At 58.1% G+C, this 23633-nt stretch carries 23 protein-coding genes and 1 tRNA gene; 10 read left to right on the top strand and 14 right to left on the bottom strand.

Translation table 11 applies throughout. From position 1 onward, the window contains the following. Positions 1-7: 7 nt before the first annotated feature. Positions 8-1228 carry a L,D-transpeptidase gene (locus tag HMPREF3158_RS08140; protein WP_061924316.1) on the bottom strand — a complete coding sequence of 407 codons (1221 nt, stop codon included), beginning with the start codon at positions 1226-1228 and terminating at the stop codon, positions 8-10. Between the two features lie 285 nt (positions 1229-1513). On the opposite strand from HMPREF3158_RS08140, the gene HMPREF3158_RS08135 reads away from it, so the two are divergent. Next, positions 1514-1586: transfer RNA gene (locus tag HMPREF3158_RS08135), tRNA-Lys, on the top strand. Positions 1587-1826: 240 nt separating this feature from the next. Continuing rightward, entirely contained in the window at positions 1827-3005 is a 1179-nt protein-coding gene (locus HMPREF3158_RS08130) for an IS1249 family transposase (protein ID WP_070498012.1), read from the top strand. A 248-nt stretch (positions 3006-3253) separates the two neighbouring features. Here the strand turns inward: HMPREF3158_RS08130 and HMPREF3158_RS08125 are convergent, their stop codons facing one another. Further along, positions 3254-4531, bottom strand: a complete 1278-nt coding sequence (locus tag HMPREF3158_RS08125) for a glutaminase (RefSeq protein ID WP_070498010.1) — start codon at positions 4529-4531, stop codon at positions 3254-3256. 35 nt (positions 4532-4566) lie between these two features. On the opposite strand from HMPREF3158_RS08125, the gene HMPREF3158_RS08120 reads away from it, so the two are divergent. After that, positions 4567-5130 carry an isochorismatase family protein gene (locus HMPREF3158_RS08120; protein ID WP_062039375.1) on the top strand — a complete coding sequence of 188 codons (564 nt, stop codon included), beginning with the start codon at positions 4567-4569 and terminating at the stop codon, positions 5128-5130. A gap of 22 nt (positions 5131-5152) precedes the next feature. Here HMPREF3158_RS08120 and HMPREF3158_RS08115 read toward each other — a convergent pair whose 3' ends face one another. Continuing rightward, positions 5153-5431 (bottom strand): DUF3618 domain-containing protein, encoded by a 279-nt coding sequence (locus HMPREF3158_RS08115; protein WP_062037472.1) that lies wholly within the window; start codon positions 5429-5431, stop codon positions 5153-5155. 118 nt (positions 5432-5549) lie between these two features. On the opposite strand from HMPREF3158_RS08115, the gene bcp reads away from it, so the two are divergent. Both bcp and HMPREF3158_RS08105 read left to right on the top strand, forming a co-directional pair. Continuing rightward, complete coding sequence (gene bcp / locus HMPREF3158_RS08110; RefSeq protein WP_062039372.1) at positions 5550-6020, top strand: thioredoxin-dependent thiol peroxidase; 471 nt, start codon at positions 5550-5552, stop codon at positions 6018-6020. An 8-nt stretch (positions 6021-6028) separates the two neighbouring features. After that, entirely contained in the window at positions 6029-6661 is a 633-nt protein-coding gene (locus tag HMPREF3158_RS08105) for a TetR/AcrR family transcriptional regulator (protein ID WP_070498009.1), read from the top strand. Here the strand turns inward: HMPREF3158_RS08105 and HMPREF3158_RS08100 are convergent. From HMPREF3158_RS08100 to HMPREF3158_RS08080, 6 genes are all read right to left on the bottom strand, one after another. Further along, positions 6658-7089 carry a holo-ACP synthase AcpS gene (locus HMPREF3158_RS08100; RefSeq protein ID WP_062037465.1) on the bottom strand — a complete coding sequence of 144 codons (432 nt, stop codon included), beginning with the start codon at positions 7087-7089 and terminating at the stop codon, positions 6658-6660. The genes HMPREF3158_RS08105 and HMPREF3158_RS08100 overlap by 4 nt on opposite strands. A gap of 11 nt (positions 7090-7100) precedes the next feature. Then, positions 7101-7865, bottom strand: coding sequence for an ATP-binding cassette domain-containing protein (locus HMPREF3158_RS08095; protein ID WP_062037462.1), 765 nt, complete (start codon positions 7863-7865; stop codon positions 7101-7103). Between the two features lie 11 nt (positions 7866-7876). Continuing rightward, positions 7877-8971 carry an ABC transporter permease gene (locus tag HMPREF3158_RS08090; protein ID WP_070498007.1) on the bottom strand — a complete coding sequence of 365 codons (1095 nt, stop codon included), beginning with the start codon at positions 8969-8971 and terminating at the stop codon, positions 7877-7879. Further along, positions 8968-9933 carry a substrate-binding domain-containing protein gene (locus HMPREF3158_RS08085; protein WP_371326206.1) on the bottom strand — a complete coding sequence of 322 codons (966 nt, stop codon included), beginning with the start codon at positions 9931-9933 and terminating at the stop codon, positions 8968-8970. Before HMPREF3158_RS08085 ends, HMPREF3158_RS08090 begins: the two co-directional genes overlap by 4 nt. A gap of 210 nt (positions 9934-10143) precedes the next feature. Then, entirely contained in the window at positions 10144-10299 is a 156-nt protein-coding gene (locus HMPREF3158_RS12975; protein ID WP_158510293.1) for a hypothetical protein, read from the bottom strand. Between the two features lie 21 nt (positions 10300-10320). Then, positions 10321-10524, bottom strand: coding sequence for a hypothetical protein (locus tag HMPREF3158_RS08080; protein WP_141741026.1), 204 nt, complete (start codon positions 10522-10524; stop codon positions 10321-10323). A 37-nt stretch (positions 10525-10561) separates the two neighbouring features. Between HMPREF3158_RS08080 and HMPREF3158_RS08075 the strand changes: the two genes are divergently transcribed. The 5 genes from HMPREF3158_RS08075 to HMPREF3158_RS08055 all read left to right on the top strand — a co-directional run bounded on the left by HMPREF3158_RS08075 (position 10562) and on the right by HMPREF3158_RS08055 (position 17456). Continuing rightward, positions 10562-11374 (top strand): HNH endonuclease family protein, encoded by an 813-nt coding sequence (locus tag HMPREF3158_RS08075; protein ID WP_061924348.1) that lies wholly within the window; start codon positions 10562-10564, stop codon positions 11372-11374. 339 nt (positions 11375-11713) lie between these two features. After that, positions 11714-12697 (top strand): ABC transporter permease, encoded by a 984-nt coding sequence (locus HMPREF3158_RS08070; RefSeq protein WP_061924351.1) that lies wholly within the window; start codon positions 11714-11716, stop codon positions 12695-12697. Then, on the top strand, positions 12698-13804 hold the full coding sequence (locus HMPREF3158_RS08065; protein ID WP_061924355.1) for an ABC transporter permease: 1107 nt from the start codon (positions 12698-12700) through the stop codon (positions 13802-13804). After that, positions 13801-15705 carry an ABC transporter ATP-binding protein gene (locus HMPREF3158_RS08060; protein WP_070498006.1) on the top strand — a complete coding sequence of 635 codons (1905 nt, stop codon included), beginning with the start codon at positions 13801-13803 and terminating at the stop codon, positions 15703-15705. Before HMPREF3158_RS08065 ends, HMPREF3158_RS08060 begins: the two co-directional genes overlap by 4 nt. 77 nt (positions 15706-15782) lie before the next feature. Further along, positions 15783-17456 carry an ABC transporter family substrate-binding protein gene (locus HMPREF3158_RS08055; protein WP_061924361.1) on the top strand — a complete coding sequence of 558 codons (1674 nt, stop codon included), beginning with the start codon at positions 15783-15785 and terminating at the stop codon, positions 17454-17456. Positions 17457-17538: 82 nt separating this feature from the next. On the opposite strand, the gene HMPREF3158_RS08050 is transcribed toward HMPREF3158_RS08055, so the two are convergent. The 5 genes from HMPREF3158_RS08050 to pflB form a co-directional block, all read right to left on the bottom strand. Further along, a complete protein-coding gene (locus HMPREF3158_RS08050) occupies positions 17539-18660 on the bottom strand; it encodes an SPFH domain-containing protein (RefSeq protein ID WP_061924365.1) in 1122 nt (373 codons plus the stop codon). A 252-nt stretch (positions 18661-18912) separates the two neighbouring features. After that, positions 18913-20157: an alpha/beta fold hydrolase gene (locus HMPREF3158_RS08045; RefSeq protein WP_061924368.1), complete on the bottom strand. Its 1245-nt coding sequence runs from the start codon at positions 20155-20157 to the stop codon at positions 18913-18915. A 68-nt stretch (positions 20158-20225) separates the two neighbouring features. Beyond that, positions 20226-21095: a pyruvate formate-lyase-activating protein gene (gene pflA, locus HMPREF3158_RS08040; protein WP_061924371.1), complete on the bottom strand. Its 870-nt coding sequence runs from the start codon at positions 21093-21095 to the stop codon at positions 20226-20228. Positions 21096-21098: 3 nt separating this feature from the next. After that, positions 21099-21350, bottom strand: coding sequence for an autonomous glycyl radical cofactor GrcA2 (gene grcA2 / locus HMPREF3158_RS13275; protein ID WP_061924374.1), 252 nt, complete (start codon positions 21348-21350; stop codon positions 21099-21101). A gap of 59 nt (positions 21351-21409) precedes the next feature. Continuing rightward, a complete protein-coding gene (gene pflB / locus HMPREF3158_RS08030) occupies positions 21410-23500 on the bottom strand; it encodes a formate C-acetyltransferase (protein ID WP_062037437.1) in 2091 nt (696 codons plus the stop codon). Positions 23501-23633 lie beyond the last annotated feature (133 nt).

Below are 23633 nucleotides of genomic sequence, written 5' to 3'. Positions count from 1 at the left end.
CTCTGCTTTAAGCGTTGGCGTTGGTATTGCCCTTGGACCAAGTCTCCCAGTCCATGTTCCAATCACCCAAACCATCGAATGGGTTGAGCTGCTCACCGCCAGTGTTAAAGACGCGGACGATGTCGCCGCGCTTGACCACAGACTGGAACCACTGCGCGGCCTCCGGGGAGAGGTTGATGCAGCCGTGGGACTGGTTATAGACGCCCTGTGCGCCGATGGACCACGGTGCGGAGTGAACGTAGATGCCGGAGTAGGACATCTGCGTAGCGTAATTGACGGAGGTACGGTAGCCGCCGGCGTCGACAGCCAAGCCAAAGGTGCTGGAGTCCATGACCAACGACTCGTACTCATCGCCGATGATGTAGCGGCCATTCGGAGTATCCCACTGGCCATCGGTGCCCAGGGAAACCGGAATCTCGCGCAGCAGTTGGCCGTTCTTAAATACCTTCATAGTCTTGGTGGCGTTGTCCACCAGGGAAATCACACGGTCACCGATGGTGAAGTTGGTGGAAGCGTCCTCGCCGCCATAGATGCCACCGCCCAGGTTGCGGCCGTAGAGATCAACGTTGACCTCAACCTTGGTGCCTGGCTGCCAGTAATCCTTCGGACGCCAGCGCACTTCCTGGTCATTGATCCAGTAGAAGGCGCCTTCAACCTCTGGGGTGGTCTTGACGGTGATTGCTTCCTCGGCAGCCTTGCGGTCGGTGACGTAGTTGCCAAAGCGCACGCCGATGACCTGACCAACGCCCACTTCGGCGCCCGGAATCGGGGAAAGCGCAACCTCAGAGACACCCGCCGCCTGCGGGGTGCTGAAGGTGATGGTCTTTTCGTTTCCATCAACGTCGGCGGCTTTGATTGTGTAGGTGTGGTTATAGCCCAGAACCTCATCGGTGGACCAGGTCTTCGCGTCAGAGGAAAGCTTTTCCGCAACCTCAACGCCAAGCTCATTGGTCATGGTGACGGACTTCAGCTTACCCTCGGTCTTTACCGTGACGAGCTCGGAAGGATCGACGTCTTTCGCACCGTTTTTAACGGAGAACTGCAGATCCTTTGCCTTTGGCGCTTGCGATTGCTCTGCACCACCCTGACTGCCATCAGCGGACGCGGCTTGTTCAGCGGCATTATCTTGAGCGGAAGAATCAATGGTGCACGCTGCCGCAACAGTGGCTGTTAGGGCTACAGCGGTAGTGGCAAGGACACGACGAGCGAGAGGGAGGGAATTAAACACTTGGGCCCTTTAAAATTTGTGTATATAAGACGGTCAGAATTTCTCAATTAGCGTATATCGCACACCTTCAAAACACCACACGGCGCTTCACGCGTTAATCAATTGTTATAAGAAGAACACCCCTGCCCCACCCACCTTCTTCGACGGCAGATCTTGAAGCCCTATAAACCATCATAAAACGCCCTAAAAACACACAATGGCCTGGCGATTTTACAGTTTTGAATAGTGGGTGTTAAAGTTATTTCTCGTTGCACGGCAGGCAAACAAACCAGCCAGACAACATAAGCGCCATTAGCTCAATTGGCAGAGCAACTGACTCTTAATCAGTGGGTTCGGGGTTCAAGTCCCTGATGGCGCACAATACAGAATCTCGCGGTTTCCTTTCACGGAGGCCGCGAGATTTTTTATTCCGGAAACGCCCTTAACCTTCGCCGGAGGGATATGCGACAGAAAGTGTGTCTGTGCGGGTGGGGTACACGCAGGTGAAGGGGGTAAAACTGGGGCGTTTATAATCTTCGAAGCGATATAAACGTCCCCGGAACGGTCAATCCACGATCCAATGCAGAGTCTGTGGTAGGCGTGGGTGTTGTCTTAGTGGATGAAGAAAAACAGACCACGATGTCCCGTGTGCGCTGGGGTAATGAAGAAAAACGGCACAACAACCAAAGGTACAACTCGATGGCGTTGCACCTCACCGACGTGCGGGGCATCCACGACAAAGACCCGTCCAGACCGTCAACTATCCGCAGACTTCAACACATTCATTGACTGCATCTGCGGCGGTGCCTCAGTAGCGCACGTCGCTGCTAGCCACAACATCAGCCGGCGCAGCGTGGAACGACGATTTTATACTTTCTGGTTCATCGACATCCCCCACCACATCGACAGCTTCCGCATCTACGACCAGATATTTATAGACGGAACCTACACCGGAGCCGGGTGCCTTCTCATTGCAGCCACACGCTTCCACGTCCTGAACTGGGTATGGGCCAAGCACGAAACCGCACAGGCCTACCAGCAACTACTTGAACCACTCCAGCCACCACTTATGGTGGTACTCGATGGCGGTACTGGCGCCTACAGTGCGATCCGCCAACTGTGGCCACAGACAACCATCCAGCGCTGCCTTGTCCATGCCCAACGAGTTGTTCGCAGGCATGTCACCTCCCGGCCACGCACCGAGGCAGGCAAAGCAATCTACGCACTTGCCTTAGAGCTCACCCAAGTCGATAGTCTCGACAAAGCAGCACAATGGACAGCTAAGCTGCAACAATTCCATGACGTCTACCGCCTGTGGATGGATGAAAAGAGCCTCAACATCTACACCGGCAAACAAGAATTTACCCATATCCGCGTCAGACGAGCTTTCAACAGCCTGTCACATTTATCGCGCCAGCAATGGCTTTTCGCGTTCCTACAACCTGCAGCACCCTCAGCCGATCCCAACTACACGTGGGCGGCTACAACAAACCACCTAGAAGGCGCCATCAACGCCCAGCTCAAACTACTGGCACGTCTTCACCGCGGACGAGGAGGAGAACGACAGCGAAGAATGCTGGAATGGTGGCTCTACCTCCACACCGAAGACCCAATACCACCAGCACAAATAGCCAAAGAACAAAACTGGGGACGTGACGCACTCGCCAAAGTTCACGCCACGCCCCACAACGAGAACAAAGCCGACCAGCAAACAGGACGACCAGCCCTCTACGACAACGCTATCTCAGACTCATACGAACACAACCTAGGCATACAAAAAGGATGGGCAGGCACCTAACCCCGACACGGGGCAACACAAAAAGACACACTTTTTGTCGTATATCCCTCGCCGGAATCGGCCACCCGCCTGGACTCCAAAAGCCGGCAACCTAGATGGTGAGGTCGATTTTCCAAATGGTGAGGAAAGGATGGTGAGGTCAGCCGTCACCAGCCCCACCAGTTAACACGCGCCCCATTGACTGCGGGGCGACCTCACCATTTGCCACTGCGGGCGCAGGAGGAGGCAGCACCACGCCACAGAAAGCGTTAGATTGGCTCGCCCGCAATCTGATAGTCCTCCGGGTCGCCAACTGGAACCTCGGTGCCGTCAGACATCTTGAGGTCCTCGAGCTCGTGGTCTGGGTCCACCAGCTCGATATCGAAGCCCGACTCGCGGATGCGGCGCAGGCCATCCTTCAACATGCGGCGCCCCATGCGGTTAGTCGCGGTGACATTGGAAAGCTCCAAGACCACTTTGGCGGTGCTCAGGTCATAGCGCTCCAACTCGTGCAGGACGGTTTCCGCGGCGTTGAAGTTGAGCACGCCCTGCAGGTAGATAACCGTCGCGGTATCTTCGTCCACGATGCGGCGGATTGGCTGCACGCCATAGCGCTCCTCAGTGGACATCAGGTGCAACCCCATGTCCTTAGACAAAAGCTTGAAGGCTTCCACACCGCGCACGGAATTGCCCTCCTCATTCAGACGCGGCGAGAAGGTAGCCACACCCAGCTGGCCCGGCAGCGTACCCAGTAGGCCACCTGCCACGCCCGACTTCGCCGGAATGCCGACCTCCGCCATCCAGCGACCCGCGCCGTCGTACATACCTGCCGAGCTCATCAGCGCCAGCGTGAGGCGGCAAACGTCGGCATCGAGGATCTTGTCATCGGTTATCGGTTGACGGCCGCCGTTAGCCAGCGTCGCAGACATCACCGCGAGGTCTTTGACTGTCACGCGGATAGAGCACTGCCTGGTATAAGTCAGCACCGCATCGTGGGCTTCGTCCTCAATAATGTTGTAATTGCGCAGCATGTGCGCGAGCGCGAGGTTGCGTTCCGCATTTTCAAGCTCAGAGCCGGAAACGCTTTCGTCAATATGCAGCTCATGGCCCGCCAGACGCGACATGTAGCTGCGGATACGCTCAACACGTTCATCGACGCCCGAGTCCACGCCGTTGATGAGCTGCGTGACCGCAATTGCGCCCGCGTTGATCATCGGGTTGACCGGGCGGTGGTCGTCGCGGTTTAAAGACAACTCGTTGAAGGCCTCACCGGAAGGCTCCATCCCCACAATCGAGCGCACCGCTTCCAGTCCCAGCTCCTGCAATGCAAGCGCATACACAAAAGGCTTAGAGATGGACTGCATGGTGAACTCGACATCCGCATCGCCTGCCCAATAGACGTGGCCGGTGGTGGTGCACATCGCCGCGCCTAGGTAGTCCGGGTTCGCAACCGCAAGCTCTGGGATATAGTCCGCTACTTTTCCGCGTTCATCATCACGGACATGGTCGAGGATTTCCCGTAAGTAAAAAGGAATTGGTGTTTTCATCTCGCTCTAGCTTACGGATGACTATGCTAGCCCGCATGAACAGCACTCCTCAGGTTCTTGTGATTGTGGACGTACAAAATGACTTCTGCCCCGGCGGCGCTCTCGCAACGAGTCGCGGCGATGCGGTAGCCCGCGACATCGCAAAGCTTGTGCGTGAAACGCCGTATGACATCGTCGTGGCTACCCAGGATTGGCACATCGAGCCGGAGGGGCACTTTGCCACCGAGCCGGATTTCATCGATACCTGGCCAGTGCATTGCGTTGCAGGCAGCCAGGGTGCGGCCATGCACGCTGCGCTTGCCGACGCCCCCATCGACGCCTACTTCCACAAAGGCGCCTACACCGCTGCCTACTCCGGCTTTGAGGCCGAGTGCACCGACGATGGAGCAAGCCTCGCGCAGTGGCTGCGCGACCGTGGTGTTAAGAGCCTCGACATCGTGGGAATCGCCACCGATCACTGCGTGCGCGCCACCGCTCTCGATGCATTAAAAGAGGGCTTTGACGTCAACGTTCTAGAAAATTACTGCGCGCCGGTGAGCGAAGAGCGCGCAAAAAAGACCTTTGCCGAACTGCTAGAGGCAGGGGCAAAGGTCAGCTAAAAGCGGTTAATTCCGCGCCGAGTTAGCGGCGCTCAGCGAGCAGGCGCTGCAGTTCCTTCAGGTCATTCTTGCGACGCTTGGAACGGAATACAGAAAAAGCGATAAGGCCAACTACTGCTGCGCCGACGCCGGCGAGTGCCATCTGTACGTTGCGGTCCTGCAGCTTCTCGGTTGCGGCGCCCTTTGCGTCATCAACCAAGTTCTGCGGCTTGCTGCGATCCGCGAGCTCGTCGAGGGTGCTAGCCAGCTGGCGGCGGGTGCGCTCGATGTCGCGCTGAATGTCGTTAATGTCGCGTGCCACGTTGTAACTCCTGAATTTGTTTTCGCATTAATGGCGTTAATGGCTCAGCTTCCACCGAGTCAATCAAGGAACAAGTCTACAGTGTTTGCCCGCCGGTGTGCACGGTATGGTTGAGAGCATGACTGAAGCAAAGCGTTTGGAAATCGGAGATACCGCCCCCACCTTTACTTTGAGCGATGACGAAGGCAACTCCGTCAGCCTTAGCGATTACGCAGGAAAGCGCGTGCTTGTGTACTTCTACCCGCGCGCCAATACCCCGGGTTGTACCAAGGAGGCTTGTGACTTCCGGGATGCTCTCGAGCAGCTCAATGGTCTAGACATTGCCGTTGTTGGCATCTCCCCTGATAAGCCGGAGGCCCTGGCCAAGTTCCGCGCAGACCACGAGCTGAACTTCCCGCTGCTTTCAGATCCTGACAAAGAGGTCATGAGCGCATACGGCGCATTTGGTGAGAAGAAGAACTACGGCAAGGTAGTCCAGGGCGTTATCCGCTCCACCTTCTTGGTCGAGGCCGATGGCACCATCGGCCAGGCACTCTACAACGTCAAGGCCACCGGCCACGTGGCTCGCGTGATGAAGGGGCTTTCCTAAACAAACAAATGAGCACTAAGCAGGACACAGAGCTGCTGGTTCCCCGCCGGCGCCCCGCCCAAGCACGCAGCCGCGAGAAGTTCAATCGAATCCTCAAGGCTGCGCGAAGCGTGCTTGTCGACGTCGGCTTTGAGTCCTTCACCTTCGACGAAGTCTCCCGCCGCGCCGAGGTTCCCATCGGCACGCTGTATCAGTTCTTCGCCAATAAATATGTGCTCATCTGCGAACTAGACCGTCAAGATACCACGGGCAACCTGGAGGAAATCCGCCGCTTCTCCGAGCATGTCCCGGCCCTGCAGTGGCCGGATTTCTTGGACGAGTTCATCGACCATCTGGCCCGTATGTGGCGTGAGGATCCTTCGCGCCGGGCAGTCTGGCATGCGGTGCAGTCCACCCCTGGCACTCGAGCTACCGCCGCCGATACCGAGCTGCAGATGCTCAAGCCCTTGGCAGATATCTTGGAGCCGCTTGCCCAGCAGATGAGCTATGACGAACGCATCGAACTTTCCGGTTTCTTGGTGCACACGGTGGTCTCCATGCTCAATTACGCGGCTTCGGGGGAGCCGGAGAACTTTGATGACGTCGTGCGCGAAATCAAGCGCATGCTCATCGCCTATCTCTTTGCTGTAGCGACGAGCTAACCAGCTGGAACAAACCGCAGCAGCACCGTCGCGGTGGCGTAATCACCATCGTGGCTAATGCTCAGCGAGGTGAAAAACTGGCCCAGGCTGGCTGCGACATGCTCGCGGATTGCGCCTTTAAGCGAGATAGCTACCCTGCCCCAGGCGTCGGGCTGGACCTCAATTTCTGCCCAACGCACCTCTTCTTCTGGAAGCACCGGCGGGCGCCCATAGAGGGCCTGGGACCACGCTTTGATGAAGGCTTCCTTTGCCGCCCAGCGTCCGGCCAAATGCTCAGCGCGGCGCTGTGGACTCGGCTTCGTCGCTGCCACGCGCAACTCCGTGGGGCTAAAGACGCCCTCGAAGCGAGTGCCTGGCAGCTCCAGCTGCCGGGCAAACTCGGAGATACAAACGAGGTCCGTGCCCACGGCGAAGGTTGCTTGGCTCATGGCCGCTTATTCTAGCTGGCCAACTCCGCCTTGAGGGTTTCCATCTCTGCGCCACCGGCCATCCACTTCGTCAGCTCTTCGACGCTCACGTCGGCCTTGTCAGCGTTCAGTGCCACCTCGCCGAGGTTTAAGACCACGAAGCGATCTCCCACCAGGTAAGCGTGCTGCGGGTTGTGGGTAATAAAGACCACGCCCATGCCGCGCTGCTTGGCCGCCGCGATAAAGCGCAGCACCATGCCGGATTGCTTGACGCCTAGTGCTGCAGTCGGCTCGTCCAGCACGATGTAGCGCGCGCCGAAATAAATGGCACGGGCAATCGCGACCACCTGGCGCTGCCCGCCGGAAAGCGCCTCCAACTCGACGTCGATGTCGGGCAGCTCCACGCCCATCTGCGCCAGCTGCTCGCGGGCGATGGCGCGCATTTTCTTCTCCTGCAGCCCGCCGAAACGGCCCGTAAGCTCCTGGCCCAAGAAGAAGTTACGCCAGACCGAAAGCTGCGGCACGAGTGCCAAGTCTTGGTAGACGGTGGCAATGCCCGCGTCCAACGCGTCGCGGGGGTTAGAGAAGGTGGTGGGCGCGTCGTCGACAAGCAGCTGCCCGCCTGTTGGAGTATTCAGGCCGGACAAAATTTTGATCAGCGTGGACTTGCCGGCGCCGTTATCGCCCAGCACGCACGTGACCGTGCCAGGGACCAGTTTCATGGAAATCCCGCGCAGCGCCTGAAAGTTGCCGAATGATTGCTCAATCTCACGCAGCTCAATAGCTGTAGTAGTCATGATGGTCTGCCCTACTTTCGCTTGTTGAAATTAGCCACGGAACTATTGGTCAGCACCGCAAACAGCAACATGGCGCCGAGGAAGAACTTGAACCAGTCCGGGTTCCAGCCGGCATACACGATGCCTTGGTTGGTCATGCCGAAGATGACTGCACCAATAGCGGTGCCCACTGCGGTGCCGCGTCCGCCAGTCATGGAGCAGCCGCCGATGACGGCCGCGATGATGTAGAGGAATTCGTTACCAATGCCTTGACCCGCCTGAATTGAATCGAAAGCAAAGAGGGTATGCATGCCGACGAACCACGCGGCGAAGCCGACGAGCATAAACAAAATCACCTTCACACGGCGCACCGGAACGCCCACTGCGCGCGCTGCTTCTGCATCGCCGCCGACGGCAAAGACCCAGTTACCAAAGCGGGTCTTGTACAGCACGAAGGAGGCCAGCGCCACGAAGAAAATCCACCACAAGACGGTGGAGCGAATGCTGAGTGTACCGATGTGGATGGTCCCAGCGAATATGGTCTGCGCTGTAGGAAAACCCTCCATATCCGCAATGGACGGGGTGGCCACTTGGCCGGTAATCAGCTTCGTTACTGCGAGGTTTAAGCCCTGCAACATAAGGAAAGCAGCGAGAGTGATAAGGAAAGAATCAATCTTCGTGTGCACCACGAGCAGGCCATTTAGGGCGCCGATGGAAAGTGCGACCAGCAGCGAGAGCCCCGCGCCCACCCAGGAGTTTAGGTGCAGGTTGTAGTTGAGCATGGTGGCCACCAGCGCCGCAGTGGTTACGGCAACGCCGGACGATAAGTCAAACTCGTTACCAATCATCAAAAGGCCCACGGCAAGCGCGACGATGCCGAGCGTGGAGCTGGCATAGAGCACCGTGGAGAAGGCCTCCATCGAGCGGAACGAGGGCGCGACTGCCATAAACAGCGCGAAGATGACGAGCGCGCCGAGCACGCTGGCCAGCTCGGGGCGGCGCATGATTCTCGTGCTCAGGCTGCGCTTGTGCAGCCTTCCATCCGCGCTTGGCGACGCCGTATTTTCCTCGCCCTTTGCCGCAACTTTAGCCGCAGCGTTTGCTACTTGCGTGGTCCGAACTGTCATCGCAGGCCTTCCTTCGCAGATTCAGAAATCACGTCAACGTTGTTCTCGTCAACGAAGGATGGGCCGGTATAGACCGGGCGGCCACCGCCGACGGTCGAACCATTGCGGTGCGCAAGCCACAGCGCATCGACTGCGAGGTAGCCCTGCATATAAGGCTGCTGATCCACGGCCCAGGCGACGTCGCCTTGGGCGATGGCGTCGACAAGCTCAGCGTTGGTATCGAAGGTGGCGACCTTGGCGGATGCACCGGCGTCGGCAATAGCGTCGACCGCGCGAAGCGCGACGGGCGCCTGGAGCGCCATGACCCAGTCGATGGACTTATCCTGGGCGAGCTTAGCGTTCAGCGTGGACTGCGCGGCAGTGAGATCCTGACCGTTGACGTAGAGCAGTTCCACCTTGCTGCCCTGCCCCTTCTTGAGACCAGCGCAGCGGTCCTCCTGGGACTTGTTGCCTTGCTCGTGGATAACGCACAGCGTGTGCTTCGCGCCCTCGGATTTCAGGCGCTCACCCGCCTTGTTGCCAGCTACCTTTTCTTCTTGACCAAAGAAAGCGCTCATGCCGTACTTTTGATACTCATCCATGCCGGCATTCAGGCCGACGGTGGGAATTCCAGCCTCGGAAGCCTTTTTGGCCACTGGGCCGATGGCACCCGCGTTCGGCATGGTTACGGCGATGCCGTCGACGCCGGAATCGATGGCGGATTGGACGAGGTTAGCCTGGTTCGGCGCCTGTGGGTCGGAGGAGTAGCGCAGCTCGATGTTGTCCTTCTTGGCAGCGTCCTCGGCGCCCTTGCGGACCAAGTCCCAGTAGGTATCACCAGGGGCGCCGTGGGAGATCATCGACACCACGATGCGCTCGGTGTCCACTCCCCCGGCGAGGCCGCCTTCTTCGTCAGCACGCGGGGCACCGCCTGTAGCCGAACATCCCCCAAGTGCGGCTACCAAAGCCACAGTTCCCACAATCTTGCTTGCTTTAACGTTGAACTTCACCCTTGCATAGTGCCCCACCGCAAGCAGCTACTCAAACCCCATGACCTGCATCTTTATCGTTTCAGACGGAACACGCTGGCACTTTCGCGGCGAATTTCACCCCCGTTTTGCGCGAACGACACACAAGAAGAGGGCTACCCCACAAGCTGGGGTGCCCTCCCTAAACCGCGGTCCTAAAGGTTTTTATCCTTTCCCAGGGCTAAGCACACCAACCTGGGCGGCGGCGAGATCGTCTGCGAGTGGCTCGAGGACCTCTTCCGCCTGCAGATTGGGAAGCCAGGCATAGCCCTGGCCTGAAAATGACAGCGCGAAGGGTTCGCCGTCTAGGTGGTTGACCAAGCGTTCGCCTGTGAAATGCGGCTAGAAATCACCCAAGAACTGGGAAACTAGCTCTTCAGCACGCTTTAGTTCCACGCGCGATTGGCCCCGGCGCACGCCTTCCCCGGCAGGACCTTCGGGCTCTACCTCTGCATAAATCTCGCATGCACTCGCCGGAACCACAAGCGCACTGCGGACAATCCCGCGCTGTTGCGTGTATTCATCAAAGAACCTATCGATACTCATTACCGGCGCCAGTCTAGCCGCTAAAATCATCCCCATCATGGCAGCCCGCTCCCCTTTTCGCCCGTACTACATAGTCGGCATCCTCAACCTCATCGTCGTAGCTCTCGTCATCTTTGGCGCAACTCTCGACGCCCCGACTTCGTCCACCTCAGCGACTGCGCCCACAACCACTGCAAACGATAGTCTGGACAATATACCCAACAACCCCACGGCACCGGCTCCAGCAACAGCTTCAGACGCAGCTTCGGCAGCACCCGAACCCCCTGCGACACCTGCACCAAATCCAGCATCAGAACAGCTCAACGCTCTGCCGGTTAAGGGCCGCGCGCCAAAGACTGACTACGAACGTGAGCAGTTCGGGCAGGCGTGGTCTGACGATGTCACAGTGGAATTTGGCCACAACGGCTGCGATACGCGAAACGACATTCTGCGCCGTGACCTCGTAGATATCACGCTCAAAGAAAACACTCATGACTGCGTGGTCCTGACAGGTACGCTGCACGATCCCTATTCCGACACTGAGATCAGCTTCCAGCGCGGGCAAGGCACCTCCGAGTTGGTACAGATTGATCACATCGTGCCGCTTGCCGACGCCTGGCAAAAAGGCGCCCAAGAATGGTCACCAGAAAAGCGCCGCGACTTTGCCAACGACCCGCGCAACCTCCTCGCGGTCGACGGCCCACTTAATCAGCAGAAATCCGCAGGCGACGCAGCAACCTGGCTGCCGCCAAGCAAGGAATACCGCTGCACCTACGCGCAGAAAATCATTGAAGTTAAAGCTATCTACGGACTGTGGGTAACACAGGCCGAACATGACGCCCTAGCTAGCCAGCTAGCTACCTGCCCTTGAGCTACCCCCACATTCTACCTGCCATGAATCTGCATATTTTGCGCATAGTTTGACCCTAAAATAGGGCACACCTTTTAGACAATAAGCCTGTATGCCGCGGGAAACGTGAGCACCCAAGCAAAGCAACGGCCGATATCATGCCCTGGAATAAATACAATCCGGGGCTAATAAGTTTTACCCCCAAACTTTAAAAAATTGGGCAAATAGGCGGCCAACCCTTTTCCAATTTCCTAGTATCAACGTCAGCGAAATTGATAGCCAAGTCACATTTTCTCCCATGTGTGTCGAGGGACTCAAAGACGCAACTCTCAACTGTCGACTCTGCGAACGGAAAACCCGATGTTCAAATACATCCTGAAGAAGACCGCTAGCTGGTTGCTAGTTATCTTCCTCGCGACCAACATCGCTTACCTTCTCGCGGCCACATTCCTTGATCCGCGTTCCAATTACATTGGCCGTAACCCGCCTCTTCGGCCAGAAGAAATCTCCAATATCCTCCAGCCATTGGGCCTCGACCCAGAAACACCCCTCCTCGAGCGCTGGTGGAACTGGTTTAGTGGGATTTTGTTCCACTGGGACTGGGGCAGCTCCCCTTTGGGAGACCCAGTCAGCGCCCAAATCGGCCACCGTGCGCTCGTGTCTGCCCAGCTTCTCCTCCTAGCAACCGTGCTTTCTGTTGTCATCGGTGTTGCTTTGGGCGTCTACACCGCTGCGCGCCAGTACAAGGCTGCCGACCGCGTATGGCAGGGCATATCCATCATCACGATGAACACCCACGTCGTTGTCGCTTCTATCTTGGTGGTCGCAGGTGGCCTGTGGCTAAACCGTGTGACTGGGCACCGCATCGTCTACGTCACTGGCTCTGCTATTCCGGACACCACTGGTTTTATCCCCAAGCTGATCGACTACGCCCAGCACCTCATCCTGCCCACCATCGCCCTGGTCGTCATCAGCTACGCCGGCTACCACATGATGCAGCGCACTCTCCTGCTGGACAACCTCAATGCCGACTACGTTCGCACTGCCCGCGCGAAAGGGCTAACCCGTGCTCAAGCCATCCGCAAGCACGCACTAAGAACCTCGATCATCCCGGTGGCAACGTCAGTTGCTTTCTCTGTGCCTGGAATCTTCACTGGCGCGATCATGACCGAGCAGATCTTCGCGTGGAAAGGCATGGGCCAGTACTTCATCGAAACCATCAGCCGCAACGACGTCAACGGCACCACCGCGGTCGCCGCCTTCGGCGCAGTGATGATTGCATTCTCTGCAATTCTTGCTGACCTCGTCGTTGTAGCACTCGACCCACGAGTGAGGGTGAGCTAAATGTCCCCAGAGAAAAAGTCCACGACTCCTCGCGCTTCGGCACGCCACCCAGAACGCCATCGCCGCAACGACCTCGCTATCGACTCCGCGGCGGATAACCTCGGTGTTCGCCCACACACCGCCACGGCCGACTTCAGCATGGCCTCGGAGCCAAGCGCCCAATCTGCACTGGCTTCCGGTGTTGACGTCGATGACGCCCAACGCCGCCAATTCACAGGCAACGACGGAGACGAAAAGGAAGAGGTATTCCGCGGCACGTCGAAGCTGAAGCTGTACACGCGGCGCTTCTTCCGCAACAAGTTCGCTTTAATCGGCGCAATCATCTTCCTGCTTCTAACCTTGCTGTCTCTTTTCGGCGGCCTTGTTGCCAAGTGGCCTTTCGACGAGCCTGACTTCTTGAACCTCGCCACAGGGCCTTCGCCGGAGCACTGGTTTGGCACCACCGATTCCGGCAACGACCTCTTCGCCCAAACCGTGCACGGTCTGGGCCGATCGCTCATCATCGCGTTGGTCGTCTCCATTGCCACGACCGTCCTTTCGGCACTCATCGGCGCGGCCGCAGCCATGTACGGCGGACACATCGAAAAGGCGATTCTGGCTATTATCCACTTCTTGCTCGCCATCCCGACCTTCCTGCTCATCGCCCTCGTGGTGGCAGACTCCGGCGGCGACTGGAAGCTGCTCATCGTGGTCCTCATCGCCTTTGGCTGGATGTACCCCGCCCGTGTTATTTGGGCGATGGCGCTGTCCGTGCGCGAAAACGACTACGTGCGAGCGGCCGACTACATGGGCGTATCGCGCTTTCGCACCATCGTTCGCCACATCGTGCCCAACATCGGATCGCTGCTCATCATCCAGTTCGCACTGGGCGTCGTGAGCACCGTCATGTCAGAAACAGCACTGTCCTTCTTGGGTTTGGGCGTGAAGCTTCCCGACGTCTCTTTGGGCACGCTGCTTTCCGTCGGCGCCAACGCCGTCGAATCTTCGCCTTGGCAGTTCTACTTCCCAGCGGGCGTGCTGACCCTACTCACTGTGTCCATGGCATTCATCGCGGATGGCCTGCGCGATGCCATTGACCCCAACTCGAACTCCGGAGGCCGAGCATGACAACGCCTACTACCCCATTGCTGCAAGTCCGCGACCTCGCCGTCACCTTCCCTTCTGAGGCAGGTTCGGTCCACGCCGTGCGTGGCGTCAACTTCGATCTTCTGCCTGGCCGCACCCTCGCCATTGTCGGTGAGTCCGGCTCCGGCAAATCTGTGACCTCCATGGCGGTGATGGGCTTGCTGCCTGAATACGCCAAGGTGGAAGGCTCCGTAAAATTCAAGGGTACTGAGCTCATCGGAATGTCCGACAAAAAGATGTCCGAAATCCGTGGCCAAGACATCGCCATGATTTTCCAGGATCCACTCTCTTCGCTGACTCCCGTCTTTTCCATCGGTGACCAGCTCAAGGAAGCCATCCAGATTCACCGCTCACTATCGGATAAGGAAGCCGAGCAAGAGGCCATCCGCCTTCTGGATTTGGTGGGTATCCCTGAGCCTGAAAAGCGCATCAAGTCCTTCCCGCATGAATTCTCCGGCGGTATGCGCCAGCGCGTGGTCATCGCTATCGCGATGGCCAACAACCCCAAAGTCATCATCGCCGACGAGCCAACCACCGCTCTCGACGTCACCATCCAAGCGCAGATTCTTGAGGTGCTCAAGGTCGCCCAACGCGAAACCGGAGCAGCGGTCATCATGATTACCCACGACATGGGCGTTGTGGCGGGCACTGCTGACGATGTCCTCGTAATGTACGCTGGCCGCGCCGTCGAATATGGCGACGTAGACACCATCTTTACCAACCCCAAGATGCCTTACACAGTGGGACTACTCGGTTCTACCCCGCGCGTGGACAAGTCAAGCGACGAGCCGCTGGTGCCCATCAACGGCACCCCGCCGCGCCTAATCGAGATTGTGCCGGAATGCTCGTTTGCTGCCCGCTGCCCCGTGGCACAGGAAGGCTGCTGGAAGCAGGAGCCTGAATTGCGCGCGCTTGACGACGCCCCGCAGCACGCCGCTGCTTGCCTGTGTTCCGATGAGATCAATCAGGGCAGCATCGGTGGCGAGCGAATGTACCCGCTGCCACAGATTTCCCCCGATGCCCTAGGCGATACCCCGTATGACGAGCGCCCCGTGACCCTAGAGGTAGAAAACCTCGTCAAGGAATTCCCGCTCATCAAGGGCGCCATCCTCAAGCGTCGCGTGGGCACCGTGCATGCGGTCAACAACATCAGCTTCACAGTGCACCAGGGCGAGTGCTTCGCCATCGTGGGCGAATCCGGTTCCGGCAAGACCACCACCCTGCTGGAAATCATGGATCTTAACCCACCTAAGGGTTCCACCATCGTTGTTAACGGCACCGACACCTCCGGTCTTAGCAGCTCAGCTCGCCGCAGCCTGCGTAAAGACATCCAGATCGTCTTCCAGGACCCAATGAGCTCGCTGAACCCGCGCATGACAATCCGCGAGATCATCGCGGAACCACTGGAATCGTTGGGTTACGAAGGCGACGTCGGCAAGCGTGTGAGCGAGCTAATGAAGCTCGTCGGCTTGGAATCTCATCAAGTAGACCGCTTCCCGGGGCACTTCTCTGGCGGTCAGCGTCAGCGCATCGGCCTGGCCCGCGCACTGGCTACAAGCCCGTCAATCATCGTCCTCGACGAGCCTGTTTCTGCTCTGGACGTGTCCATCCAGGCCGGCATCATCAATCTGCTGCATGACCTGAAGAACCGCCTGGGCATCTCCCTGGTCTTCGTAGCTCACGACCTATCCGTGGTGCGCAATCTTTCCGACAAAGTCGCCGTCATGTACAAGGGCGACTTCGTGGAATACGGCGCCACCGACGAGGTCTTCGATAACCCGCAGCACGCATATACCAAGGCGCTGCTGTCCGCTATCCCTATCCCGGATCCTGCCGTGGAACGCAACCGCAAGCGGGTGATCTACGAGGAACATGCCTCCTAGAAACCCCACGCTCGACCTAAAACTTAATATTTCATCTCTTTGTAATTCCTCCCCCTCTCACAAGGAAGATTCGAACCATGAACCTTAAGCTCCGTAATGCTACTTTGGCGGTCATCACTGCCTCCGCTCTCGTCATCTCCGGCTGCTCTAGCAGCGATTCAGGCTCCTCGGGCGAAGCCATCGACGTCAAGCTCAACGGTTCCTACAACCCAAAGGACCGCTCCGAGCTGAAGGAAGGCGGCGAACTTCGCCTGGCACTGGATGAGATTTCCCAGCAGGAAAACCCATTCCAGGCTGACGGCACCCGGTATACCAGCGATGTGTGGAAGTACTACAACCCGCAAATCGGGCTTTTCGACGGCTCCGGTGAGTTCCACCCCAACAACGACTACATCACCGACATCAAAGAAGAGGAGAAGGACGGCAAGACCGTCATCACCTACACCATCCATGACAAGGCCCAGTACAACGACGGCACGCCGATTGACTGGAAGTCCTTCGAGCACACCTGGAAGTACAACAACGGCGAGGACGAGTCCCTCAATGTCTCCAGCACCGAAGGTTACGAGCTCATCGAATCTGTGACCAAGGGCAAGACCGACAAGCAAGCTGTGGTCACCTACAAGCATGCATACCCATGGTGGCAGGGCCTGTTCAACTTCTTGCTTCCTCCGCAGGTCGACTCCGCAGAGAAGTTCAACAAGGCATACCTGGGCAAGCTGCGCCCAGAGTGGGGTGCTGGCCCGTTCAAGGTCGACAACGTCGACTTCGTCGGTGGCACGGTTTCCTTCGTGCCAAACGAAAAGTGGTGGGGTGACAAGCCATTCCTGGACAAAGTCACCTACCGCCAGATGGAAGACCAAGCTTCCATCAATGCCTTCAAGGCAGGCGAAATCGACGCCACCGGCGTGGGCAATAAGGATCGCCTAGCTGCGGTTAAGGACATGAATGACATTGAGATCCGCACCGCAATGATGCCTTCTAACTCCCTGATTGTTTTGAACTCTGGCAACGAGATGCTGAAGGACATCAAGGTCCGCGAGGCAGTGTTGACCGGCATCGATCGCTCCCAGTTGGCAGCCATTCGCTTCAACGGTCTCAACGGTTACAAGGAAGAGCTGCCGGGCTCCCTCAACCTCTATCAGACCCAGAAGGGCTACGAGGACAACGTTGGTGCCGTCGTGAAGTTCGACGCCGAAAAGGCCAAGTCGCTGCTGGAAGAAGCCGGCTGGAAGGAAGGAGCCGACGGAATCCGCGAGAAGAGCGGCAAGAAGCTCTCGCTGCGCTATACCCTGCTAGGTGACAGCGTCATTAGCAAAGCAATGGCCACCGCAACGCAGAAGATGCTCAAGGACATCGGAATCGATCTGAAGGTCGAAGAGCGTCCTTCCTCCGACTTCTCGGAGATCGCCACCAAGAAGGATTTCGATATCTTCCCGATGGGGTTCACCGCCGGCGATCCATTCGGCATCGCGTACTTTGGTCAGGTCTACCGCTCCGACTCCGAGCTGAACAAGTCCGGCACCGGTACCCCGGAGATGGATAAGAAGATCGAAGAGCTGGCCAAGATCGCAGATCCTGACGAGCAGATCAAGAAGGGCAACGAGCTGGAGCGTGAGGCTCTGTCCACCTATGGCATCATGCCTATCTACAACGGCCCGGCCATGGTCGCTACCAGCCCGAAGCTAGCTAACTTCGGTGCTGCTTCCTTCGCTGTACTCGAGGTCGAAGACATCGGCTACACCGAGTAAAGCCTCAGCCGCAAACAAAGCTGGCTCCACTCGTTGACAATGAGTCATTGAGTGGAGCCAGCTTTTTGTTTTAGTAATCGCCCTAGTTATCGCCCTTGAGCTGGTCACGCAGCTCGTCGAAATACTGGCGTGCCGTCTGCGGTGTATTGCTCTGTGGTGCACCGCCGGAGTACGGCGGCTGCTCAATAGCTTGCGCGCTCTGTTGGGCTTGCTGCTGCGCCTCGCGCGCCGCCTGCTGCGCGCGCTGCGCCTTCTGCGCACGCAGCTGCTCCAAGCGCTCGCGCTGCTCGCGGTCGAGCCCACCAGAGGCTTCGTTGTTAATAGCCTGAGTCGACAGCAGTACGTCGCGCATGCCGCCGAAGAGATCCTGCATGCCGCCTGGGTTGGACGGCATGTAAAGGACGTTAGTGTGAGAACGGTCGGCGACGTCGACCATCGCGTCCAGGTACTGGGAAACCAGCATCAGGGTCTCTGGGTTTTCCTGAACGCCAGCCGCACGCAGCATCTCGTACTGCTGCGCGATACCCTCGACAATTTCCTTACGCTGCTCAGCCACACCGCGACCCTGCAGCTTCTTTGCCTCAGCGGCGCCCTCGGCTTCTTTAACCACGCGAATCTTCTCCGCCTCAGCCTGTGCGATAGCCGCCTCGCGCTCACGCTGCGCAGCGTTAATGGAATTCATCGACTCGCGCACGCGGGTATCCGGACGAATATCGGTAACCAGGGTGTTTACGAAGTGCCAGCCATATGCAGCCATGTTATCGCGCAAAGAAATTGCGACGTTCTGCGCGATGGTGTCCTTGGATGAGAAGGAATCATCCAAGTCCATATTGGCAACCGAGGAACGAACGTTATCCTGCACGTAGGCCACGATCTGCTGTTCGTGGTTGGAGAGCATGTAGTAGGCCTCGCGCTCGCGGCCTTGAACAACCTCGTATTGAACGGCGACCGGAATCTGAACGAAGACGTTGTCCTTGGTCTTGGTCTCCACCATGACATCGAGCTGGCGCACCTGCAGGCTGATCTTGTCGCGCACGCGATCAACCCACGGCAGCTTGAAGTGCAGGCCAGCGTGCGCCACGGTGACGAACTTGCCTAGGCGCTCCACGATGGCCGCCTCTCGCGTGCGGACAATGAAATAACCATCAAAAATGGTCAAAACAATCGCCAGCAGAACAACGCCAACAACAATCATTCCGATCATTGGTTCTTCCTCTCGTTCAATTCCTCATTCAATTCTTGATTTACTCCTCACCTTTCCACACCTTGAATAAGTGCGCGAGTAGAAAAGAAGAAACTTAATGAAACTGCTACCGAATAAGACAAGGGGCTATGCAGCGAGCGCCAAGTCCGCCGTCTGCTTTCCGTCTTCCACTCTATGCAGCGTCGTGCCGACACCGCCAGGCGCAGGAACTGATCGACGACCGACCGGGGCCGGCCGACGCAAACGGACGTTCTAGTGGTCATCAACCAAGTGGAAAAGGTCGCCCAGAATGCCCTCGCCGTCGTGGCTGATTCCGTTGTGTTGGAACTTGTTAGTCACCATTGGGCGCAGGTCACGGTAGGCGCTAGCGGTCTGCATCGCCTCTTCGAAGGGCACGAAGATGTCATCCAGATAGACAGCTGCGGCGGCCTGCACCTCAGCGTTGCCCAATACCGCGGCGTCGTAAGGCGCAGCATCCCACTCAAACTGCGCCAACGCTTCTGCCGAATCCTTGAACGCATGCAGCGCCGGATCCTCATCGAACTGCCACGGGAAGATGTGCTCGCCTGTCAGCCACGTGCCTGACTCGGCAAACTCCGGGAACTCCTCGCGCACGCGGTGCGCCGCCCAGCCCGTGACGTGCTGGCCGCCCACACTGCCATAAATGGATTCGTGGATGGCCGCATACAATGGCCCACCCTGGAAGCTCACGCGAGCACCAACCTCGTGGAGGAAATCGGAGCGCAAGTGCTTCTCCCCACCCACGGTGCGGAAAGGCTCCTCAAGCAGGTAGCCCAGGGAATCGAATCCGGAGCCGCGGCCCAGCTCGATGCCGATGGTGCGGAAGCGAAGCGAGCTCAAGCGCTCCCCAGTAGGCAAAACCTCCTGCGAGTTGTCCAGGTGATCGATGATTTCCGCGATGCGCTGCTGCGCGAAAGGTACGTAGTCGAAGAAGCGCTGTTGGCGCACTTTGAGCTTGGTGAACGTGGAACGGTAAAGATCGTCTGCGCCCTTGTCCAAGGTCGGTAGGCCGCCGGTCAGGAAGGCCTTGTCCACTGACTCGGGGAACAAGGAGACATAGCTCGTGATGCAGAATCCGCCAAAGGACTGGCCGAACAAAGACCACTTGTCGATGCCAAGGTACTCACGCAGCCGCTCCGCATCGCGCACGATGTTGTCCTGGCGCAGTAGTTTAAGGCGATCGACGCTTAAGTCGGCGGCGTCGGAAAGCTCATCAATGCGATAGCTGCGCCCCGTGCCACGCTGGTCCATCAAGATCCAGCGAAACCGCTCCAAGCCCTTCCCAATAACGCCCGTCGGCCCCAGTGGACGCGGGGCTGGGAAGCCTGGCCCGCCCTGGTTATAGAGAATGGCGGGCTTATCCGGGTCACCGATTTCGCGGGCATAGAGCTCAAACGTGCCCTGTTGCGGGTCGTTGTAGTCCCAAGGGACGGAAAGTGTGTGCTCTTTTACTGGATATCCGAAACGGCGAGTCATGGATAAAAGTTTAGCGCTGTACCAAACGGCACAGCGCTAAAAACTTTTCTTATTCAGGGAACACTCGTTTAGTAAACGGTGAAGCCCTTGTCGCGGAAGACGTCACGAATTGCTTCGATATCCTCCGGCTTTGGCGGCTTCGTATCCTCAAGGGTGTACGGATAGCCCAGTTCATGCCACTTATCAGCACCCATGTTGTGGAACGGAAGCACCTCGATACGCTCGACGTTGTTGCTCCAACGCCCCACGATCTTGGCGACGTTTCGCACATTTTCCGGGGAATCCGTCAGGCCTGGAACCACCACGAAGCGGATCCACACCGGCTTACCCATCGCCGACAGTCGGTCACCGAAATCGATGGTTGGCTGCAGCTCGCGGCGAGTGACCTTTTTGTAGGTTTCTTCGTCGCCAGACTTGACGTCGAGAAGCACAAGATCGATGTTTTCCAGGTCTTCGTCCCGCAGGCGCGTACCCAAAAAGCCCGAGGTATCGATGGTGGTATGGATACCCGCATCGTGGACTTCCTTGAGCACGCGGCGCGTGAACGCAATCTGGAACAACGGCTCGCCACCTGAGATGGTCAGACCGCCACCGGAAGTCTTGAAGATGGGCTTGTAGCGCTTGATGCGCTTGACGACGTCCTCGATGCGCTCGAGGGTGCCCACCTTCATCTCCATGGTGTCTGGGTTGTGGCAATACTGACAGCGCAGTGGGCAACCGGACATGAACATCGTCATGCGGGTACCTGGACCATCGACGGAGGTCACCAGCTCCCAGGAGTGCACCAAGGCGATATCGCCAGTACGGCGTGCCTCCATGAGCTCCGGGCGCTTGATCTCGTCGAGGGAGTTATCGGTACCTAGGCCGGCGGCCGCACCGCGCACCTTCTCGCCCGCTTGGGGGTCGAGGTGCACGACTCCAGTAATGCCATCAGCCATTTTTTATGAACCCTGGTGGAAGGTACGGGAGATAACGTCGAGCTGCTGCTCCTTGGTCAGCTTGACGAAGTTAACTGCGTAGCCAGAAACACGGACGGTCAGGTTCGGGTACTTCTCTGGGTGCTCGACAGCGTCCTCGAGGGTTGCCTTGTCCAGAACGTTGATGTTTGCGTGGTACAGGCCCGCGTTCATCTGGTGCTCGTCGCGGTTAGCCTTCATGTCTGCCAAGCGCTCGTCGAAAGTTGGGGTTGCCATGGTGATACTCCTTGAAGTGAGTTGAGGTTGAATGGGGGAAACTTGATTGCCGGGGTGGCTTACTCGGACTCCATGATGAAGCCTGCGTCCAGCACGCCCACCAGGTTGTCGATGCGCTCCTCCGGAGTGCGGCCGAGACCAGACGGGGTAATGGTGTTGGTCAGCGAGATGCCATCCAACGCATCCTTGTAGTCCAGCTTGCCCACCGACAGCATGGAAGCGACCATGCCGTGGCTGTCGGCGCCGTTCTCTGGGTTTGCGCCCGGTGCGAACGGGGTACCTGCCTTGTGGCCGGATGGGAAAGCACCGGTTGCCTTGCCGTAGACCACGTTGGAGGTAATGGTCAGAACGGACTGGGTTGGAATTGCGTTGCGGTACATCGGGATGGCCTTAATCTTATCCATCACGGTGTGGACGATGGTTGCAGCGATGTCGTCGGCGCGGTCATCATCGTTGCCGTAGAACGGGAAGTCGCCCTCGGTCTTGTAGTCAACGATGAGGCCGGACTCGTCACGGACCGGGTAAACCTTAGCGTACTTGATGGCGGACAGCGAGTCAGCCACGATGGACAGACCAGCGATGCCGCAGCCCATGGAGCGGACGATGTTGGAATCGTGCAGCGCCATCTCGATTGCCTCGTAAGCGTACTTATCGTGGCAGAAGTGGATGATGTTCAGAGCCTCGACGTAGGTGCCGACTACCCAGTCGAGCATCTCCTCGTACTTCTTCCAAACCTCGTCGAAGTCGAGCGGGCCGTCGCCCTGGATAGCGTCGTAGCCCTCGACAACCTGCTTGCCGGTGACCTCGTCGCGGCCGCCGTTGATGGCGTAGAGCAGGGCCTTTGCAGCGTTAACGCGAGCGCCGAAGAACTGCATCTGCTTGCCAACTTCCATCGGGGAAACACAGCAAGCAATCGCTGCGTCGTCGCCCCACTGCTCACGAATCTGCTTGTCAGACTCGTACTGGATGGAAGAAGTGGTGATCGAGATGTGAGCACAGAACTTCTTGTAGCCCTCTGGCAGTGCTGGGTCCCAGAAAATGGTGATGTTTGGCTCTGGTGACGGGCCAAGGTTGACCAGGGTCTGCAGCAGACGGAAGGAGGTCTTGGTAACCATGTGGCGGCCGTCATTGCCGAAACCAGCGTCAGACCAAGTTGCCCAGTATGGGTCGCCGGAGAAGATCTGGTCGTAGTCCTCGGTGCGCAGGAAGCGAACGATGCGCAGCTTCAGAACGAGCTGGTCGATGATTTCCTGTGCGTCCTCTTCGGTGATGATGCCGGCTGCGAGGTCGCGCTCGAAGTAGCAGTCGAAGAATGCAGACAGGCGGCCGATGGACATTGCGGCGCCGTCCTGGGACTTGATGGAAGCCAAGTAGCCGAAGTAGGTCCACTGAACAGCTTCGTGAGCAGTCTTTGCAGGACCGGAGATGTCGAAGCCGTAGGACTGTGCCATGACCTTGAGCTTCTTCAGAGCCTTGATCTGCTCTGCGTGCTCCTCGCGGTAGCGTGCCCAGTGCTCGCTGAAACCGAGCTCGCCGACCTCGTGCTTCTTGGCGTCCTTCTCGGCAATCAGGTAGTCGACACCGTAGAGAGCCACGCGGCGGTAGTCACCGATGATGCGGCCGCGACCGTATGCGTCAGGCAGACCGGTGATGATGTGTGATGATCGAGCCGCACGAATACGTGGGGTGTAGATATCGAAGACAGCGTCGTTGTGGGTCTTGCGGTAGCGGGTGAAGATCTTCTTGATGTCTTCCTCCGGCTCCTTGCCTGCCTCACGGATGGCCTGCTCAACCATGCGCCAGCCGCCGTTTGGCATCATGGCACGCTTGAGCGGAGTGTCGGTCTGCAGGCCGACGATGACGTCGTCATCCTCAGAGATGTAGCCGGCCGGGAAAGCATCGATGTCAGTTGGGGTGTGGGTATCCACATCGAAAATGCGCTTTTGGCGCTCTACTGACAGGTAGTCCTTTTCGAGGGTGTCCCACGTGCGCTGGGTCTTTTCGGTTGGGCCCGCGAGGAAGGAAGCGTCTCCATCGTACGGAGTGTAGTTGCGCTGGATGAAGTCCCGGACGTTGATGCCTTCAGTCCATGGACCAGGCTCGAATCCTTTCCAGGCTTCAAACTGCAGCGGTTGCGTTGCGGTGGTCACGATTGTGACTCCCTTCTTGTTTGACACATTTCATTCAAGTGATTCGGGGCGCCTTGCCGCTGTTTCCTGTCACTGTGTTCCACGCGTTTCCTGCCGGAAACTTTGGTCTCACCTTCTAAGCGACGAGCGCCTC

Origin of the sequence: Corynebacterium sp. HMSC06G04, from assembly GCF_001807365.1 — a bacterium.
Classification (GTDB): domain Bacteria; phylum Actinomycetota; class Actinomycetes; order Mycobacteriales; family Mycobacteriaceae; genus Corynebacterium; species Corynebacterium simulans.
This window is presented reverse-complemented; position numbering and strand designations above follow the sequence as displayed.

Coding starts and splice junctions, on each gene's coding strand:
- HMPREF3158_RS08070 (WP_061924351.1), top strand. CDS start 11,714: ATGTTCAAATACATCCTGAAGAAGACCGCTAGCTGGTTGCTAGTTATC.
- HMPREF3158_RS08055 (WP_061924361.1), top strand. CDS start 15,783: ATGAACCTTAAGCTCCGTAATGCTACTTTGGCGGTCATCACTGCCTCC.
- HMPREF3158_RS08120 (WP_062039375.1), top strand. CDS start 4,567: ATGAACAGCACTCCTCAGGTTCTTGTGATTGTGGACGTACAAAATGAC.
- HMPREF3158_RS08050 (WP_061924365.1), bottom strand. CDS start 18,660: ATGATCGGAATGATTGTTGTTGGCGTTGTTCTGCTGGCGATTGTTTTG.
- bcp (WP_062039372.1), top strand. CDS start 5,550: ATGACTGAAGCAAAGCGTTTGGAAATCGGAGATACCGCCCCCACCTTT.
- HMPREF3158_RS08105 (WP_070498009.1), top strand. CDS start 6,029: ATGAGCACTAAGCAGGACACAGAGCTGCTGGTTCCCCGCCGGCGCCCC.
- HMPREF3158_RS08060 (WP_070498006.1), top strand. CDS start 13,801: ATGACAACGCCTACTACCCCATTGCTGCAAGTCCGCGACCTCGCCGTC.
- HMPREF3158_RS08045 (WP_061924368.1), bottom strand. CDS start 20,157: ATGACTCGCCGTTTCGGATATCCAGTAAAAGAGCACACACTTTCCGTC.
- HMPREF3158_RS08075 (WP_061924348.1), top strand. CDS start 10,562: ATGGCAGCCCGCTCCCCTTTTCGCCCGTACTACATAGTCGGCATCCTC.
- HMPREF3158_RS08125 (WP_070498010.1), bottom strand. CDS start 4,531: ATGAAAACACCAATTCCTTTTTACTTACGGGAAATCCTCGACCATGTC.
- HMPREF3158_RS08065 (WP_061924355.1), top strand. CDS start 12,698: ATGTCCCCAGAGAAAAAGTCCACGACTCCTCGCGCTTCGGCACGCCAC.
- grcA2 (WP_061924374.1), bottom strand. CDS start 21,350: ATGGCAACCCCAACTTTCGACGAGCGCTTGGCAGACATGAAGGCTAAC.
- HMPREF3158_RS08090 (WP_070498007.1), bottom strand. CDS start 8,971: ATGACAGTTCGGACCACGCAAGTAGCAAACGCTGCGGCTAAAGTTGCG.
- HMPREF3158_RS08100 (WP_062037465.1), bottom strand. CDS start 7,089: ATGAGCCAAGCAACCTTCGCCGTGGGCACGGACCTCGTTTGTATCTCC.
- HMPREF3158_RS08095 (WP_062037462.1), bottom strand. CDS start 7,865: ATGACTACTACAGCTATTGAGCTGCGTGAGATTGAGCAATCATTCGGC.
- HMPREF3158_RS08080 (WP_141741026.1), bottom strand. CDS start 10,524: ATGAGTATCGATAGGTTCTTTGATGAATACACGCAACAGCGCGGGATT.
- pflA (WP_061924371.1), bottom strand. CDS start 21,095: ATGGCTGATGGCATTACTGGAGTCGTGCACCTCGACCCCCAAGCGGGC.
- HMPREF3158_RS08130 (WP_070498012.1), top strand. CDS start 1,827: ATGAAGAAAAACAGACCACGATGTCCCGTGTGCGCTGGGGTAATGAAG.